The 14,927-nt window shown below is 69.9% G+C and carries 15 protein-coding genes; 9 read left to right on the top strand and 6 right to left on the bottom strand.

Annotated elements, in window-relative coordinates:
• Positions 1 to 15: 15 nt before the first annotated feature.
• The 3 genes from FS532_RS12910 to pepN form a co-directional block, all read right to left on the bottom strand.
• Positions 16 to 426: a globin gene (locus tag FS532_RS12910; protein WP_144755483.1), complete on the bottom strand. Its 411-nt coding sequence runs from the start codon at positions 424 to 426 to the stop codon at positions 16 to 18.
• 101 nt (positions 427 to 527) lie between these two features.
• The gene (locus tag FS532_RS12900; protein WP_144754909.1) at positions 528 to 1,604 is read right to left on the bottom strand and encodes a mechanosensitive ion channel family protein; all 1,077 of its coding nucleotides are present in this window, start codon (positions 1,602 to 1,604) and stop codon (positions 528 to 530) included.
• 77 nt (positions 1,605 to 1,681) lie between these two features.
• The gene (gene pepN / locus FS532_RS12895; RefSeq protein WP_144754906.1) at positions 1,682 to 4,261 is read right to left on the bottom strand and encodes an aminopeptidase N; all 2,580 of its coding nucleotides are present in this window, start codon (positions 4,259 to 4,261) and stop codon (positions 1,682 to 1,684) included.
• Positions 4,262 to 4,478: 217 nt separating this feature from the next.
• On the opposite strand from pepN, the gene FS532_RS12890 reads away from it, so the two are divergent.
• The 5 genes from FS532_RS12890 (at position 4,479) to FS532_RS12870 (ending at position 8,282) form a co-directional block, all read left to right on the top strand.
• Positions 4,479 to 5,039 (top strand): mycothiol-dependent nitroreductase Rv2466c family protein, encoded by a 561-nt coding sequence (locus FS532_RS12890; protein ID WP_144755481.1) that lies wholly within the window; start codon positions 4,479 to 4,481, stop codon positions 5,037 to 5,039.
• Between the two features lie 238 nt (positions 5,040 to 5,277).
• Positions 5,278 to 5,589 (top strand): hypothetical protein, encoded by a 312-nt coding sequence (locus FS532_RS12885; RefSeq protein WP_144754903.1) that lies wholly within the window; start codon positions 5,278 to 5,280, stop codon positions 5,587 to 5,589.
• The gene (locus FS532_RS12880; RefSeq protein ID WP_144754901.1) at positions 5,586 to 6,788 is read left to right on the top strand and encodes a hypothetical protein; all 1,203 of its coding nucleotides are present in this window, start codon (positions 5,586 to 5,588) and stop codon (positions 6,786 to 6,788) included. The genes FS532_RS12885 and FS532_RS12880 overlap by 4 nt, the downstream gene beginning before the upstream one ends.
• Entirely contained in the window at positions 6,785 to 7,240 is a 456-nt protein-coding gene (locus FS532_RS12875) for a hypothetical protein (RefSeq protein WP_144754898.1), read from the top strand. The genes FS532_RS12880 and FS532_RS12875 overlap by 4 nt, the downstream gene beginning before the upstream one ends.
• On the top strand, positions 7,224 to 8,282 hold the full coding sequence (locus FS532_RS12870) for a hypothetical protein (RefSeq protein WP_144754895.1): 1,059 nt from the start codon (positions 7,224 to 7,226) through the stop codon (positions 8,280 to 8,282). The genes FS532_RS12875 and FS532_RS12870 overlap by 17 nt, the downstream gene beginning before the upstream one ends.
• A gap of 8 nt (positions 8,283 to 8,290) precedes the next feature.
• On the opposite strand, the gene FS532_RS12865 is transcribed toward FS532_RS12870, so the two are convergent.
• Complete coding sequence (locus FS532_RS12865; RefSeq protein WP_144754892.1) at positions 8,291 to 8,818, bottom strand: GNAT family N-acetyltransferase; 528 nt, start codon at positions 8,816 to 8,818, stop codon at positions 8,291 to 8,293.
• Between FS532_RS12865 and FS532_RS12860 the strand changes: the two genes are divergently transcribed.
• The 3 genes from FS532_RS12860 to FS532_RS12850 all read left to right on the top strand — a co-directional run bounded on the left by FS532_RS12860 (position 8,817) and on the right by FS532_RS12850 (position 10,969).
• Positions 8,817 to 9,455: a helix-turn-helix domain-containing protein gene (locus tag FS532_RS12860; protein ID WP_144754889.1), complete on the top strand. Its 639-nt coding sequence runs from the start codon at positions 8,817 to 8,819 to the stop codon at positions 9,453 to 9,455. The genes FS532_RS12865 and FS532_RS12860 overlap by 2 nt on opposite strands.
• A 68-nt stretch (positions 9,456 to 9,523) precedes the next feature.
• Positions 9,524 to 10,012: a ribose-5-phosphate isomerase gene (locus tag FS532_RS12855; protein ID WP_097180559.1), complete on the top strand. Its 489-nt coding sequence runs from the start codon at positions 9,524 to 9,526 to the stop codon at positions 10,010 to 10,012.
• A gap of 27 nt (positions 10,013 to 10,039) precedes the next feature.
• Positions 10,040 to 10,969 (top strand): Fpg/Nei family DNA glycosylase, encoded by a 930-nt coding sequence (locus tag FS532_RS12850; protein WP_144754886.1) that lies wholly within the window; start codon positions 10,040 to 10,042, stop codon positions 10,967 to 10,969.
• Position 10,970: 1 nt separating this feature from the next.
• Here the strand turns inward: FS532_RS12850 and FS532_RS12845 are convergent, their stop codons facing one another.
• Together FS532_RS12845 and FS532_RS12840 are read right to left on the bottom strand one after the other, a co-directional pair.
• The gene (locus FS532_RS12845; protein WP_260852679.1) at positions 10,971 to 12,431 is read right to left on the bottom strand and encodes an amidohydrolase; all 1,461 of its coding nucleotides are present in this window, start codon (positions 12,429 to 12,431) and stop codon (positions 10,971 to 10,973) included.
• Positions 12,432 to 12,472: 41 nt separating this feature from the next.
• Positions 12,473 to 13,162 carry an FMN-binding negative transcriptional regulator gene (locus FS532_RS12840; protein ID WP_260852678.1) on the bottom strand — a complete coding sequence of 230 codons (690 nt, stop codon included), beginning with the start codon at positions 13,160 to 13,162 and terminating at the stop codon, positions 12,473 to 12,475.
• A 157-nt stretch (positions 13,163 to 13,319) separates the two neighbouring features.
• On the opposite strand from FS532_RS12840, the gene FS532_RS12835 reads away from it, so the two are divergent.
• Positions 13,320 to 14,912 carry a peptide ABC transporter substrate-binding protein gene (locus FS532_RS12835; protein ID WP_260852677.1) on the top strand — a complete coding sequence of 531 codons (1,593 nt, stop codon included), beginning with the start codon at positions 13,320 to 13,322 and terminating at the stop codon, positions 14,910 to 14,912.
• The last annotated feature ends 15 nt before the right edge of the window (positions 14,913 to 14,927 follow it).

Below are 14,927 nucleotides of genomic sequence, written 5' to 3'. Positions count from 1 at the left end.
GGCAGCGCTCGGACGTCAGTCGAACGTGTTCGTCATCGCGTGCGCGGCGCGGTCGAGGTAGGCCCAGAGCTCAGCCTCGTCGAGGGGCGCCAGACCGAGCGACTCGACGGCGTCACGCATGTGGTGGAGCCAGCGCTCGCGGGCCTCGGACGTGATGCGGAACGGCATGTGGCGCATCCGCAGGCGCGGGTGGCCGCGTTCCTCGCTGTAGGTGCCGGGGCCGCCCCAGTACTGCTGGAGGAACGCGGAGAGACGCCAGATCGCACCCTCCAGGTCGTCGGCCGGGTACATCGGCCAGATGACCTCGTCCTGCTGGACGCCCTCGTAGAAGCGCCGGACGAGCCGGTCGAAGGTGGAGGCGCCACCGATGCGTTCGTAGAGCGAGCCGGTCGCCGAAGCGCCGTGTTCGCCGACGCGGAGGGTGATCGGCTGGACAGGCACGGTGCCGAGGGGCGGGGTGGGTGCGGCGGGGGTGGGTGCGGCGGGGGTCGATGCGGCGGGAGTCGGTTCGGCGGGGGTCGGTTCGGTCACTGCGGGTCCTTCCCGGCGTCGGGCTCGTCGGTCCGGATCGGCTGACCGAGGATGTTCTTGCGGCTGCGCCGGGGCTTCGTCGGCGCCGGCGTCGGCTGCGTCCGCACGGTGCGGAGGCCGTTGATCGAGGTGGCGTTCTCCCAACCCGCGGGCATGATCATCGCCATCGCCGGCAGCGTCACACCGAGTTCGTCGACGGCGTGCTTCAGTCGGATGCGGAGCTCGCGGCCGACGACGTCGAGCTCCGAGGCCCGGGTCTTCACGACGAGTCGGAACACCATGCCCGCGTCGGTGATGGACTGCAGGCCCCAGATCTCCGGCTTCTCGACGATGCGCTGGCGCCACCGGGGCTCCTGCGACATCGTGACCGCCGCCTTGAGCAGGGCGTCCTGCACGGCGTCGATGTCGGTGTCGTACGGCACGGTGATGTCGACGAGGACGCGCGACCAGCCCTGGGACAGGTTGCCGACGCGCAGGATCTGCCCGTTCGGCACGAACCACAGGATGCCGTTCACATCGCGGATCTGCATGACGCGCAGCCCGACGTTCTCGACCACGCCCGTGGCCTGTCCGGTGTCGACGACGTCGCCGACGCCGGCCTGGTCCTCGAGGATCATGAAGATCCCCGACAGCAGGTCCTTCACGATGCTCTGGGCGCCGACGGCGAGGCCGGCGGCGACGAGGGAGGCGCCGCCCACGATGCCGACCGCGGCGTCCGGGATCACGAGCGGGATGATCACGACGAGGGCGAGCACGACGACGATCACGGTCGCCAGGTTCTCCAGCACGCTGCCGAGCGTCCGGGTCCGCTGCACGACCCGGGCGGTCTGGATCGGCGACGCGACGAGGGCCTGGGTGTCGGTCGCGCCCTGGCGCTTCTTGACACCGTTCACGACCCGGTCGACGACGCCCTTGATCGAGTGCCGGAGGATCAGTCGCAGCACGACGGCGGCGAGCAGCGTGATGACGATCGTGATCGGGACGTGCCAGGTGTCGACGAACTCACCGAACGTCTGCGAGACAGCCTGGGCAGCGTCGGTCGGGGTCGGGGACGGGGTTGCAGCCAAGATCATGATCCGGTCGATGCTAGAGGGCGGGGCCCTGGCGTCCCCTGAGGAACGCCACGACCCCGCCGATGGTCACCCGATGCTCAGGCGTCCGCTGCCTGCACCCGGAGGGCACGCTCGGTGCCGGCCAGGCCCTCGGACACGATGCGCCGCAGCGCCGGGGTCTCCGGATGCTGCTCGAGCCACGCCACCGCTGCGTCACGGAGCTCGGCGGACGCGAGCGGCGCCGGGTAGAGGCCCGTGACGATGGTGTCGGCGATGTGGTAGCTGCGCTCGGCCCAGATGCGCGTGAGCACCTCGAAGTACTTCGGCACGAGGCCCTCGAGCACGACCGGGCTGTTCACGTGCTGGAACCCGATCGTGGTCTGGCGGACGATCGCGTTCGGCAGCTCCGAGGAGTCGACGAGCGACGAGAACGCGGCGAGCTTGCCCTCGGCGGTCGGGATCGTCGCCCGGGCACGCGCGGCGGCCTGCTCGCCCGACGCGGTCTTGTCCGCGGCGAGTTCGGCGTCGACCTCGGCACCGGAGGCAGCGCCCGCGAGCACGAGGCCCTCGAGCAGCTCCCACCGGAGGTCGGTGTCGATCTCCAGGTCGTTCAGCGTGACCGAGCCGTCGCGCAGCCCGCTCAGGGTGGCGACGTGCTCCGGTGTCGAGGCGATCTGCGCGAAGAACTTCACGAACTGGAACTGCGCGTCGGAGCCCGCTTCGGCGCTCGAGGCGAGGTTCCACAGCGTGTCGCCGACGGTGCGGACGGTCGTGTCGACCTTGGCCGGCGCGACGTAGTTGCGGGTCGTCAGGAGCAGCTGCGACAGGGTCGTGCGGATCGTCGTCGACTCGGTCTCGGTCGCGATGTTGCCGAGGACGAGTCGGACGTAGTCGCTCGCGGGCGACTCGGCGTCACGCGTGGCGTCCCACATCGCGCCCCAGACGATGGAGCGGGCGAGGGGGTTCGCGATCGAGGCGAGGTGCTCGATCGCGGTGCGGCGGGACTGCTCGTCGAGGCGGATCTTGGCGTACGCCAGGTCGTCGTCGTTGAGGAGCACGAGGTCGCCACGGTGGACGCCGACGAGCTCGGGGACCTCGGTGCGGGCACCGTCGACGTCGATCTCGACGCGGTGTGCGCGCTCGAGCTTGCCGCCGGCCGACGCGGTGTCGGCACCGAACGGTGCGTCGGCGTCCTGCGCGAACGCGTAGACGCCGATCGCGAGACGGTGCGGGCGGAGCGTCGGGTAGTCGGCCGGCGCTTCCTGCAGGACGGCGAACGACGTGATGACGCCGGACTCGTCGACCTCGATCTCCGGGCGGAGCGTGTTCACCCCGGCGGTCTCGAGCCAGAGCTTCGACCACTCGGAGAGGTCACGGCCGCTCGTCGCCTCGAGCTCGACGAGCAGGTCGCGGAGCTCGGTGTTCGAGTGGTGGTGCTTCTTGAAGTACGCCGAGACGCCCGCGAAGAACGCGTCGATGCCGACCCACGCCACGAGCTGCTTGAGGACTGAGCCGCCCTTCGCGTAGGTGATGCCGTCGAAGTTGACCTGCACGTCCTCGAGGTCGTTGATCGTCGCGACGATCGGGTGCGTCGAGGGGAGCTGGTCCTGGCGGTAGGCCCAGGACTTCTCCATCGCCTGGAACGTCGTCCACGCCTCGGTCCACTCGGTGGCCTCGGCCGTCGCGATGGTGGAGGCCCACTCCGCGAAGGACTCGTTGAGCCAGAGGTCGTTCCACCACTTCATGGTGACGAGGTCGCCGAACCACATGTGCGCGAGCTCGTGCAGGATCGTGACGACCCGGCGCTCCTTGATCGCGTCGGTGACCTTCGACCGGAACACGTACGTCTCGGTGAAGGTGACCGCGCCGGCGTTCTCCATCGCGCCGGCGTTGAACTCCGGGACGAACAGCTGGTCGTACTTCTCGAACGGGTACGCGACGTCGAACTTCTCCTCGTAGTAGGCGAAGCCCTTCTTCGTGATGTCGAACACGTACTCGGGGTCGAGGTACTCGGCGAGCGACTTGCGCGCGAAGACGCCGAGCGGGATCGTGCGGCCGTCACGGCTGGTCAGTTCGTCGCGGACGACCTCGTACGGGCCGGCGACGAGCGCGGTGATGTAGCTGGAGATCTTCGCCGTGGGCGTGAAGGCCCACGTGGCGATCTCGCCGTCGACGTGGGGCTCGGGCGTCGGGGAGTTCGACACGACCTGCCACCGTGACGGCGCCGTCACGGTGAAGGAGAACTCGGCCTTGAGGTCGGGCTGCTCGAACACCGCGAACATGCGGCGCGAGTCGGGCACCTCGAACTGGGAGTACAGGTAGACCTCGTCGTCGACCGGGTCGACGAAGCGGTGCAGGCCCTCGCCCGTGTTCGTGTACAGCGCGTCGGCGACGACGACGAGCTCGTTCTGCTCCTGCAGGCCGTCGAGCTGTATGCGCACGCCGTCGTTCACGGCGGCGACGTCGAGCGCGGTGCCGTTCAGGGTGATCGAGTGCACGGTCTTCGTGATCGCGTCGATGAACGTCGACGCACCCGGCGTGGCCGTGAACCGGACGCGCGTGCTGCTGCCGAACGTCTCGGCGCCACGCGTCAGGTCGAGCTCGACGTCGTACGTCTGCACGTCGACGATCGCGGCACGTTCCTGGGCTTCGATTCGGGTGAGGTTCTCTCCGGGCACGGACGCTCCATCTTCGCTGCGGACGCGGACGATCGGTGTCCGCGTGGGGGAGTCCCGGCACGGCGTCGTGCACCGGCGGGACGGTCGACTCCAGCCTAGCGAGCACGCGTACAGTCGCATCGTGACCGAGACGACTGTGGACAACACGACCGAACGCACCACGGGTGGACAGACCACCGTGGAGTTCTGGTTCGACCCGAACTGCCCGTGGGCCTGGATGACGAGCCGCTGGGTCGGTGAGGTCGCCCAGCACCGCGACCTCGACGTCACGTGGAAGGTGATGAGCCTGTTCGTCCTCAACGAGGACCAGGACATCCCCGACGAGTACCGCGAGCGCATCCACAAGGGGCAGCTGTACCCGCGCATCGTCACGGCGGCGCGGCTCCGGCACGGTCAGGACATCGTGAAGCCGCTCTACGACGCCCTCGGCGAGCACATCCACCACCGGCAGGAGAAGGACCCCGAGCAGGTCGTCCCCGCCGTGCTCGCGGAGCTCGGTCTCGACGCCGACCTGCTCGAGTACGCCTGGACGGACGAGGTCGACCGGGCCGTGCGCGTCAGCCACCAGGACGGCATCGACCGCGTCGGCCAGGACGTCGGCACCCCCGTGATCGCGGTCGAGGGCACCGCGTTCTTCGGCCCCGTGATCTCGCCGGCCCCGAAGGGCCAGGAAGCGCTCGACCTGTGGGACGGCGTCGTCGCCGTCGCGAAGGTCCCCGCCTTCTTCGAGCTGAAGCGGTCCCGCACGGTCGGCCCGATCTTCGACACCACGGCCTGAGACAGCTGTCGCTGTCGGACTGGAGGCACGGTGGGGGCTGGCACCGCGCCTCCAGTCCGACAACCGCGCCCCGTTTCGGACATCGCGCCCGGTTGTGCAGGGGCGCGATGTCCGGAGCGGGGCGCGATCGCGCAGCTGTCGCTGTCGGACTGGAGGCACGGTACGGGCTGGCACCGCGCCTCCAGACCCTGCTATCGTCGCCTCCGTTCGGTGAAGTATCAGGGGGACAGGGATCTCGATGGGGGAGTCGTACCGCGTCGACCGCGGGGCGTCCGAACGGACGGTCGCGGACGTGCGCGTCGCCGCGGCGGACGTCGCACAGCAGGCCGCAGCGATGCGTGGTGCGTTCGACGCGCTCGCCGCGGCGGCGAGCGGGTCGCCCGACATCGCGTCTGCACTGACGTCGTTCGGCGCGGGACGCACCGGGACCGCGTCGAGGATCGGCACGCACCTGCACGCCGTCAGCGCCGTCGGCGCAGTCGCGCTCGCCGCCGTCGACGAGGCTGACGCACACATGGCGACCCAGACGGTTCGGGCGGCACGTCGGTGACCGCGATCATCGAGGCTGACGCGCTCGACGAGATCCGACTGGACATGGCATCGGTCGTCGCGGCCGCAGCATCGCTCCGTGACATCGCGGAGGAGGTCCGCGCGACCGCTTCGGACGGCGACCGGTCCTGGTCAGCGATGCCCGCGGCGTTCGAGATGCCCGGCGTGAGCGACGCGATGCCCGCCATGACACACCGCTCGACCAAGGTCGCCGACGACCTCGCCGACAGCGTCGATCGACTCGATCGCCTGCTGGACGACGCGTCGTTCGAGTTCGCGGAGTTCCGAACGAGCCGCGCGGCGCTCGCCGAGCGGATCTCCTCGTTCGCCGGCGGTCTGCACGCGGCCGTCGCTCGCCACGACGCGGCGCTCCCCGAACCGCCCACCAGCTCCACGCCGTGGCAGCAGGTCCCCGCGCTCGCCATCGAGGACGCCGCACTCCGCACGGCCGTTGCCGCCTGGAACGAGCAGTGGCAGTCGTGGCAGCGAGAACTGGCCGGACGGATCCGCGCGATCTCCGGTGGCGAGTCGACGGCTGGGCTCGCGACGGACGGGACCGACGTCCGGACTGCGAGCCTGGTGGCACCGATGCCGCTCCCGGGGTTCCCGTCGACGCCGTTCCAGTTCCCGTGGCCGTGGCTCGGCGCCGCGGGCGGAACTGCTGCGGGCAGCGGTTCGGCGGTCGGGGGCCTGTCGGCACTCGGACTGCTCGGCATCCTGTTCGGCCTGAGCGGCGACACGCAGCAGCAGACGCCTGCGGATGCGATGCGGCAGCGGATGGCGCAGGCCGACCGGGATGCCTGGGCGTGGACGCACGATCCGCTCACTGGCAAGCCGCGCGAGGTGGCGGGTGGTGCTGGCATCATGACCGATGTCATCGGGCCGATGACCGGTGCGGAAGCAATCAAACATGCACGGAAGTACGGCAGAGTTCCGAAGAAGAAGCCGGTCGGAGAGGTCGACACGCCGGAAGAGCTCGTCGACATCTGGAAGGAGCTCACCCGTGGTGGCAAGCCGATGGACGGCGGAGCTCCCGACTCCACGTCAGTCGAGCTCCCCGACGGATCTCGCGTGCAATGGCGTCCCGACAGCCAATCGGGCGGGCCGACCATCGAGATCAACGCCGGTGGCAACAGCAAGTACAAGATCCATCTCCCGAAGGACTCACCACGGCACGACTTACCCGAGGAGGCTCGATGAACGAGCTGACGTACCAACTGCTCGCGGACGTTTCTGACGAGACCGGCGTGGACATCTACGGATGGCACATCGGGATCGCCGATCGGACGCGAGAACCGGAGGCCGTGGTGGAGGTCCGGATCCTCGGGTACCTCCGTGAGCTACTCACGGCAGACCTGATCGGCCTCGGCTCGATCGAAGCGGACGAAGCCGGCCGGGGTGTTTGGACCAACTGGCACGGTGACGTCGACGAGCTCATCCAACGTGCTGCGGTGCGCTACGGGACATCCGACACGGTCTGGAACCTCTTCGCCACGGCAACACCTCGAGGAGTGCAGGTCTTCGAAGCGGAAGAAGCCGGTCGTGAGGCCGCCGGGCAGGACCCGTGGGCGCACGTCGACGACCGTTTCGGAGGGATCTGGGACGAAGACGGCAACGTCATCGAACCGCATGGGGATGAGATCGTTGTCTGACGCCGGTCTCGAGTACATCCCGTTCCCCGCCGAGGAAGTCCGCGCCATGCCGGACGGCTCCATCGCCGCGATGCGGGAGCCGCTTCCCGGTCATGAGGCGTACATCGACGTCATCCCTCCCGTCGACGCCGAGGACCCCAGAGTCCAGCGCCGCAGCGTTCGGCACGACACCGGCGTGCCGCCGAGCACGGAGCCGGCGCCCCGGACTCCCGAGGAGCAGCTGCTCTTGGAGCTCACGGAGTTCAACCGGAACGGGTGCGCCACCGACCTCCGTGCGCTGCACCGCATGGCGAGGACCGACCACGAGTCAGACGGCACCCGAGCCCGGGCGATGGCGCTGCGGACCGTCGAGGTCGGCATCCGTCGGGGCCTCCTGACGAGCGGGATGTTCGTCCGTGCCGGTTCGGAGCTCGCCTTCGTCGAACCCGAGCGGAGCGTCACGGAGCGGATGGCGTCCGTCCGGGACCGCTACATCAGCGCGCCCCAGGCCGGTGAGTCTGACGGTGACCTCGCGAACTCGGTGTGGTTGATGAACACGACGGACGGCGAGCGGTACGCGCGGACGCACAACGCCGAGCAGGCCGAGGACGACCAAGCGCGCGATGCCGGGCCGCGAACGACCCCGAGCGCGCCCGCGGTCGTCGTGCGCTCCTCGAGTGACGAATGGGACGACAAGAACCACGAGCTACTCGTGGAGAACGTCTTCGAGGAACTCCGCAACGGCTGGCTCTCGTGGGGCAAGGGCATCGAGGACGCGGCGCTCAAGAACATCGCGTGGGGGATCGCCGCCGAGATTGTGTATGCCTTCGACGTGAACTGGTCTCCGGACTGGGTGGCGAAGGGGCACCCGCACCGGTGGCACGACGACGACGGGTGGCGCGCGCGGTGCAGCGACTGCCTCGACGAGAGTCCGGCCGAGCCCGACGAAGCGGTCGCGTACGCGTGGTTCGCCGACCACCGTCCCGTCGCGCATGGTGACACTGCGCCGCCGTTCCGACCATCACCGCCAGCGATCGCCGTCCCGATGCCGAATGCAGACTGACGGGCCCGTCAGACCAGCGGCAGCCGCATCAGCGTCAGGTCCAGCCACCGGTCGAACTTCCGGCCGACCTCGGGCACCACGGCAACGGTCGTGAACCCGAGCCGCTCGTGCAGTGCGATCGATCCCGCGTTGGTGCTGCAGATCCCGGCGATCATCACGTGCCGCCCCTCGGCCGTCGCCCGCTCGACCAGAGTGTTCATCAGGGTCGTGGCGACGCCTCGGCCGCGGAACTCCTCGACGACGTAGACGCTGTGCTCGACGGTCAGCCGGTACCCCTGGTGCGGCCGCCACTGCGAGTACGTGGCGTACCCGGCGACGCGCCCGTCGACCTCGGCCACGATGACCGGGTAGCCGTCGGCGCGGCGCTCGGCGAGCCAGCCGTCGAAGTACGAGCGCGGGTGCGGTTCCTCCTGCCAGATGGCGGTGGAGTGCAGGACGGCGTCGACGTGGAGCGCGTGCACGACGTCGAGGTCGCGCGGTTCGCAGTCCCGGACGGCGACCGGCCCGCCCGTGTTCGTCGCATATGCTGTCGTCATGTCTCAGATCGTAGACGACGTGGCGCCGGATGCGGAAACGGGAGAGCACCCCGATGACGCCGACCAGCGGCGACTCGGCGAGCGCCTACAGCGCCTCCGCACCGAGCGGAAGTGGAGCCTCACCGAGCTCGCGGAGGAGTCCGGCGTCTCCCGCGCCATGATCAACCGCGTCGAGCGCGGGGTGTCGAGCCCGACGGCGACGATCCTCGGCCGACTGTCGGGAGCGTTCGGGCTCACGATCTCACAACTCCTCGACGAAGCGCTCGACCACGAGGTGCCGCGGGGGGTCGATCCCGACGAGGCGCGCGGCGTCCAGCGCGGCGCGACCGCGGACTCCTGGACCGATCCCGACACCGGGTACCGTCGTCGTCCTGTCTCGAGTGCGGCGTTCCCCGCGGACGTGACCGAGGTGCGCCTCCCGGCCGGCCGCGAAGTGGCCTACCCGGCGTCCGCGTACGCGTTCCTGCGGCACTGCATCTGGGTGGTCGACGGCGTGCTCGAGGTCGTCGTCGGCGGCGAGCCGACACGGCTGTCCGCAGGCGACCGGATCGAGCTCGGCGAGCCCGCCGACGTCGTCTACCGGAACCCCGGCGACGACACCGTGCGGTACGTCGTCGTGGTCGTCCGCACGCACTGAGACGGACGTGCCGACGCACGCGCAGCACGCGTCCGGACCGGGTCCCGCGCGGGAATAGGATCGGTTCCATGCGCATCCACCTCGGAACGGACCACGCCGGCCTCGAGTTCAACAAGACCCTCGCGACGCACCTCACCGAAGCGGGGCACGAGGTGGTGGACCACGGTCCGACCGAGTACGACGCGCTCGACGACTACCCCTCGTTCTGCATCAACGCCGCCCACGCCGTCGTCGTGGACCAGCGCGCCGGCGTCGAGGCGCTCGGCGTCGTGTTCGGCGGTTCCGGCAACGGGGAGCAGATCGCGGCGAACAAGGTCGAGGGCATCCGCGCGGCGCTCGTGTGGAACGAGTCCACCGCGCTCCTCGCCCGGCAGCACAACGACGCCAACGTCATCTCGATCGGCGCGCGCCAGCACACCGAGGAAGAAGCGATCCGCTTCGTGGACCTCTTCATCGCCGAGCCGTTCTCGGGCGAGGAGCGCCACGCCCGCCGCATCGCCCAGCTCGCCGAGTACGAGACGACGGGGCACATCGCCGGCAAGCAGGTCGACCAGTAGGTCAGCGGTACCGAGTAGACAAGAGCAATGCCCGAGGGTCACTCCGTCCACCGTATCGCCAACCAGTTCTCCCGGCACTTCGTCGGCAAGCGCTGCGAGGTGTCCAGCCCGCAGGGTCGTTTCGCCGCCGGGGCCGCACAGCTCGACGGCAAGAGGATGATCGCCGCCCGCGCGGTCGCGAAGCAGATGTTCCTCGAGTTCGAAGGGGACCTGTTCCTCCGCGTGCACCTCGGCCTGTACGGGGCGTGGGACTTCGCGGGCGACCTCTCGACCGCCACCGCCCTGTCGGCCGACGACGACGGCGAGGAGTCCCTGACCTCGATCGGTGCGCCGCGACTCGCCCGGTACCGGATGGCCGAGCAGGAGAAGGTCGAGGACCCGATCGAGTCCTTCCCGCCGGACCCCGTCGGCCAGGTGCGCGTGCGGATCCTCACCGAGGACACCGTCGCCGACCTCCGCGGCCCGACCGCGTGTGTCGTGGAGACCCCGGCCGAGGTGCAGCAGGCGCTCGACAAACTCGGCCCTGATCCGATCAACGACGACGGCCCGGAAGCCGAGAAGACCTTCGTCGACAACGTCCGGAAGCGCAACGTCGCGATCGGCCAGCTGCTCATGGACCAGTCGGTGGTGGCCGGGATCGGCAACATCTACCGAGCCGAGCTGCTGTTCCGGCAGCGCATCGACCCGTACAAGCCGGGCAAGAAGATCACCGTGAAGCAGGCGAAGGCGCTGTGGGCAGACTGGTCGAAGCTCCTGCACGACGGCGTCCGCGACGGCCTGATGCTCACCATGGACGGCCTGTCCGAGGCGGAGCTCAAGAAGGCGAAGCGCTCCCGGAAGGACCGGCACTGGGTGTACCACCGCGAAGGGGAGCCCTGCCGGGTCTGCGGCACGGAGATCCGGATGGCGGACATGGCCGGCCGCAAGCTCTACTGGTGCCCGAAGGACCAGAAGTAGCTCAGACCTCGCGGTGGGTGAACCGCCCCTCGACCGCGGTCGCGAGCACCCGCATCGACCGCAGTGCCGCCGACGACACCGACGCCGCGAGCGGGTCGTCCGCCACCAGCACGAGGTCCGCGACATCACCGACCGCCACACTGACCCGCCCGTCGGTCGACCCACGCCACGCCGTCAGCGCCGAGAGCCGCTCGGCAGGGTGCCAGGCAGGACGGCCGTCCCGGTCGCGCCCGACGGCAGCGGCCAGCGACACCCACGGGTCGAGCGGCGCCACGGGCGCGTCCGACCCGAGCAGCAGCCGGGCCCCGGCACGGTCGAGCGACGCGAAGGCGAACGCCCGGTCGGTGCGACCCGCCCAGTAGCGGTCGGCGATGTCCCGGTCGTCCATCGCGTGCTCGGGCTGCACGGACGCCGCGACGCCGAGCCGCGCGAACCGTTCGAAGTCGTCGTCGGCCAGCAGCTGCGCGTGCTCGATCGTGCCGCGGGTGCCGACCGCCTCGAACACGTCGAGCGCGAGAGTGTTCGCCCGGTCGCCGATCGCGTGGATCGCGGGCACGAGCCCGGCGTCGACCGCACGGCGGACCATCGGCACGACCTCCTCGAGGGGCCAGGTGAGCACGCCGTGGCCGCCGAGTTCGCCGTACGCGTCCACGACCGCGGCCGTGCGCGTGCCGAGGGACCCGTCAGTGATCACCTTGAACGGCCCCATGGTGAGGAGTCCGCGCGTGCCGGGGACGACGTCGCCGGTGCGGAGCCCACGGTCGAGCACCGCGTCGAGCTCGATCGGGTAGACGCCGGACGACACCCGGAGCCCGTCCGTCCCGGCGTGGATCCGCCGGGCCCACCGGTCGAGTCCGAACCGCATCTCGAGGTCGACGATCCGCGTCAGTCCGCGGGCGCTCGCCGCCTCGACGGCGTCGGCGACGTAGCCGTCGAGCACCTCGTCCGGCACGACGGAGAGCGCGCCGGTCACGTCGAAGGCGTCCTGCTCGCGCAGGACGCCGTCCTCGCCGGCGACCAGCGGCCGCCCGACGAGCTCCGAGAAGTGCGCGAGGGCCGCGGCGTTGCACCAGACGGCGTGCAGGTCACCGCTGATGACGACGATCGGGAGGCGCGGCGCGGCCTGGTCGAGCAGCTCGCGTCGGGCGGGCCGGGGCCACATCCCGTCGCGGTAGCCGTGCCCGATGAGCACACGGTCGGCGACGCCGGTGCGCGCGACCTCGGCGAGGAGGTCGGCGGTCGCCTCGGCGGAGTCGCAGCCGGAGACGTCGACGCGTCGGCGGACGAGGGCCCACTGGTCGAAGTGCACGTGGTGGTCGACCAAGCCGGGCGCGAGCCAGGCGCCGGCCGCCTCGAGCATGTCGGTGTCGGGGCCGGCCGCGTCGAGCGTGCCGGCCGGTGCGACCTCGGTGACGCGACCGTCGACGATGCGGACGTCGGCAGGGGCTCCGGAGGTTCCCACCCGCCGGACGGTGCGCAGCAGGATCTCCGTCCTCCCCACCGTCACGGCCGGTCCGCCGCTGGCGCGTCGGCCCGGAACCGGCGGCGTGGGCCCAGTGCCTCCAGGCCGTCGACACGCGCAGCGTGTGCTCGTTCCATCTCGTCGGCGAGCGCCGGCGACGCGTAGGGGCCGTCCCCGCGGAGGCCCGCGATGATCCGGTCCACCACCTCGGGTGCCTTGTTCTGCGAGAGCTTCGCGCGGGCGTCGAACCGGGTGACCCGGATGCGGATCCCGACGGTGCCCTTGGCCATCCGGCGGGCGGTCTCCTCGTCGACCTGCAACGACACGGGCGACGGCATGACCCGCTCGAAGTGGTCGACGAGCTCGCCGAGGACTCGGAAGTTCTTGTCGTCGGACAGGATCTCCGGCGTGCCCCAGCAGTGCGCGGTGACGTGGTTCCAGGTCGGCACGAACTGTTCCGGCGGGTACCAGGCGGGGGAGACGTAGCCGTGCGGGCCCTGGAACACGACGAGGACCTCGTGCTGCCCGAGTTCGTGGGCGACCTCGTCGGGGCGGCCGACGTGGGACACGAGCACGATCTCGTCGTCGTCGGTGGCCTCGAGCAGGAACGGGTAGTGCGACGCCACGAGCCCGGAGTCGGTGTGCGACACGATCGTGGCCCACGGGTGGGCGTCGATGAGCCGTTCCACCTCGTCGACGTCCGTCATCAGGAAGTGCGGTGTGTGTCGCATGGTCCGAGCGTGGCACACCGGGTCCCTCGAGCGCGACGGCTCCCGTTTCCCGAGTGTTTCAGATCGGTAAAAGTTTCAGAGTTCATTGAAAGAACCATTGCCTCGGAGACTCCGACGGGCCTAGCTTCACTCTTCAACGACGACCCGAGGAGACTTCATGCGACGCAGGACGATCGCCGCGCTGGCAGCAGCGACCACCGTGGTGCTCATGGCCGCCGGCTGTTCGGCGAGTGGCACCGCCGACCAGTCGGGCGGATCGGGCGGCAGCCTGGTCTACGCCACCGGCGAGCCCGACCACCTCACCCCGGGTCGTCAGACCGTCGCGTTCGACCAGGTGCAGAGCCTGTTCGCACCGCTGACGCAGACCGACTCGAAGGGCAAGCTGCACGACGTCGCCGCGAAGAGCGTCGAGTCGAGCGACAACGTCACGTGGACGATCACCCTCCGCGACGGGTGGAAGTTCCAGAACGGCGAGACCGTCACCCCGGAGAGCTACGTCAAGGCGTGGAACCAGACCGCGTACGGCCCGAACGCCTGGGAGAACAGCGGTCAGCTCGCGTCGATCGTCGGGTACGCGGACCTGAACCCGGCGGAGGGGACGCCGAAGACCAAGGAGATGTCCGGCCTGAAGGTCACCGGCGACGACACCTTCACGGTCACGCTCACCCACGCCGACAGCCAGTTCCCGCTCCAGCTCAGCCAGGCCCAGACCGCGTTCTACCCGATGCCCGAGGCCGCGTACGAGGACCTCAAGGCGTACGACAAGAAGCCGATCGGCAACGGCCCGTACGAGATGACGGCGGCGTGGAAGGCGAACCAGGAGTTCACGGTCACCGCGTGGAAGGGCTACGAGGGCACGAAGCCCGCGACGAAGGACGTCACCTTCCGCAGCTACTCCGACATGAACACCGCCTACACCGACGTCCTCGCCGGCAACGCCGACGTGCTGTTCCTGCCCGCCGACAAGATGACCAGCGCGAAGGGCGACTTCGGCGACAAGCTGCACTCGTTCGACGCCCCCGGCATCGACTACATCGGCTTCCCGCTCTGGGACGAGCGCTACTCGAACGCCGACGTCCGCCGCGCGATCTCGATGTCGATCAACCGCAAGCAGGTGAACAAGGCGATCTACGGCGGCCTGTACGAGCCCGCGACCGCACTCACCCCGCCGTCGATGTCCGGCACGCAGGAGGGCATCTGCGGTGACGCCTGCGAGTTCGACCCGGCAGCGGCGAAGCAGCTCCTCGCGAAGGCCGGCGGGTTCGACGGCACGATCACGCTCGTCTACCCGGGCGGCAACGGCCTCGACTCGCTCTACCAGGCCTACGCGAACCAGATCCGGCAGAACCTCGGGGTCGACGCCGAGGCGAAGGCGACCACCGACTGGGCCTCGTACTACTCCGAACTGACGGACAAGAAGATCGAGGGTCCGCACTTCGGCCACTGGGGCGCGCTGTACATCAGCCAGCAGAACACCCTCCGGGCCCTGTTCACGACGGCCGGCGGCTGCGCACCCTGCACCGGCTACTACCAGAACGACACCGTCGACGACCTGCTCGCGAAGGCCGACTCCGCCGGGTCCCAGGCCGAGGCGAACGAGTACTACGCGCAGACCCAGAAGGCCGTCCTGGAGGACTTCCCGGTCGTCCCGACCTTCTTCGACAAGTACTCGTACGTGACGAGCGACAAGATCGCGTCGCTCCCGGCCGTCGCCGGCAGCCCCGTCGTCTCGCAGATCACCGTCAAGTAGCGGTCCGGAAGGCTC

Origin of the sequence: Curtobacterium pusillum, from assembly GCF_007673235.1 — a bacterium.
GTDB classification, from domain to species: Bacteria; Actinomycetota; Actinomycetes; order Actinomycetales; family Microbacteriaceae; genus Curtobacterium; species Curtobacterium pusillum_C.
The sequence above is the reverse complement of the archived record's forward strand: the minus strand, read 5'-3'. Positions and strand labels throughout refer to the sequence as shown.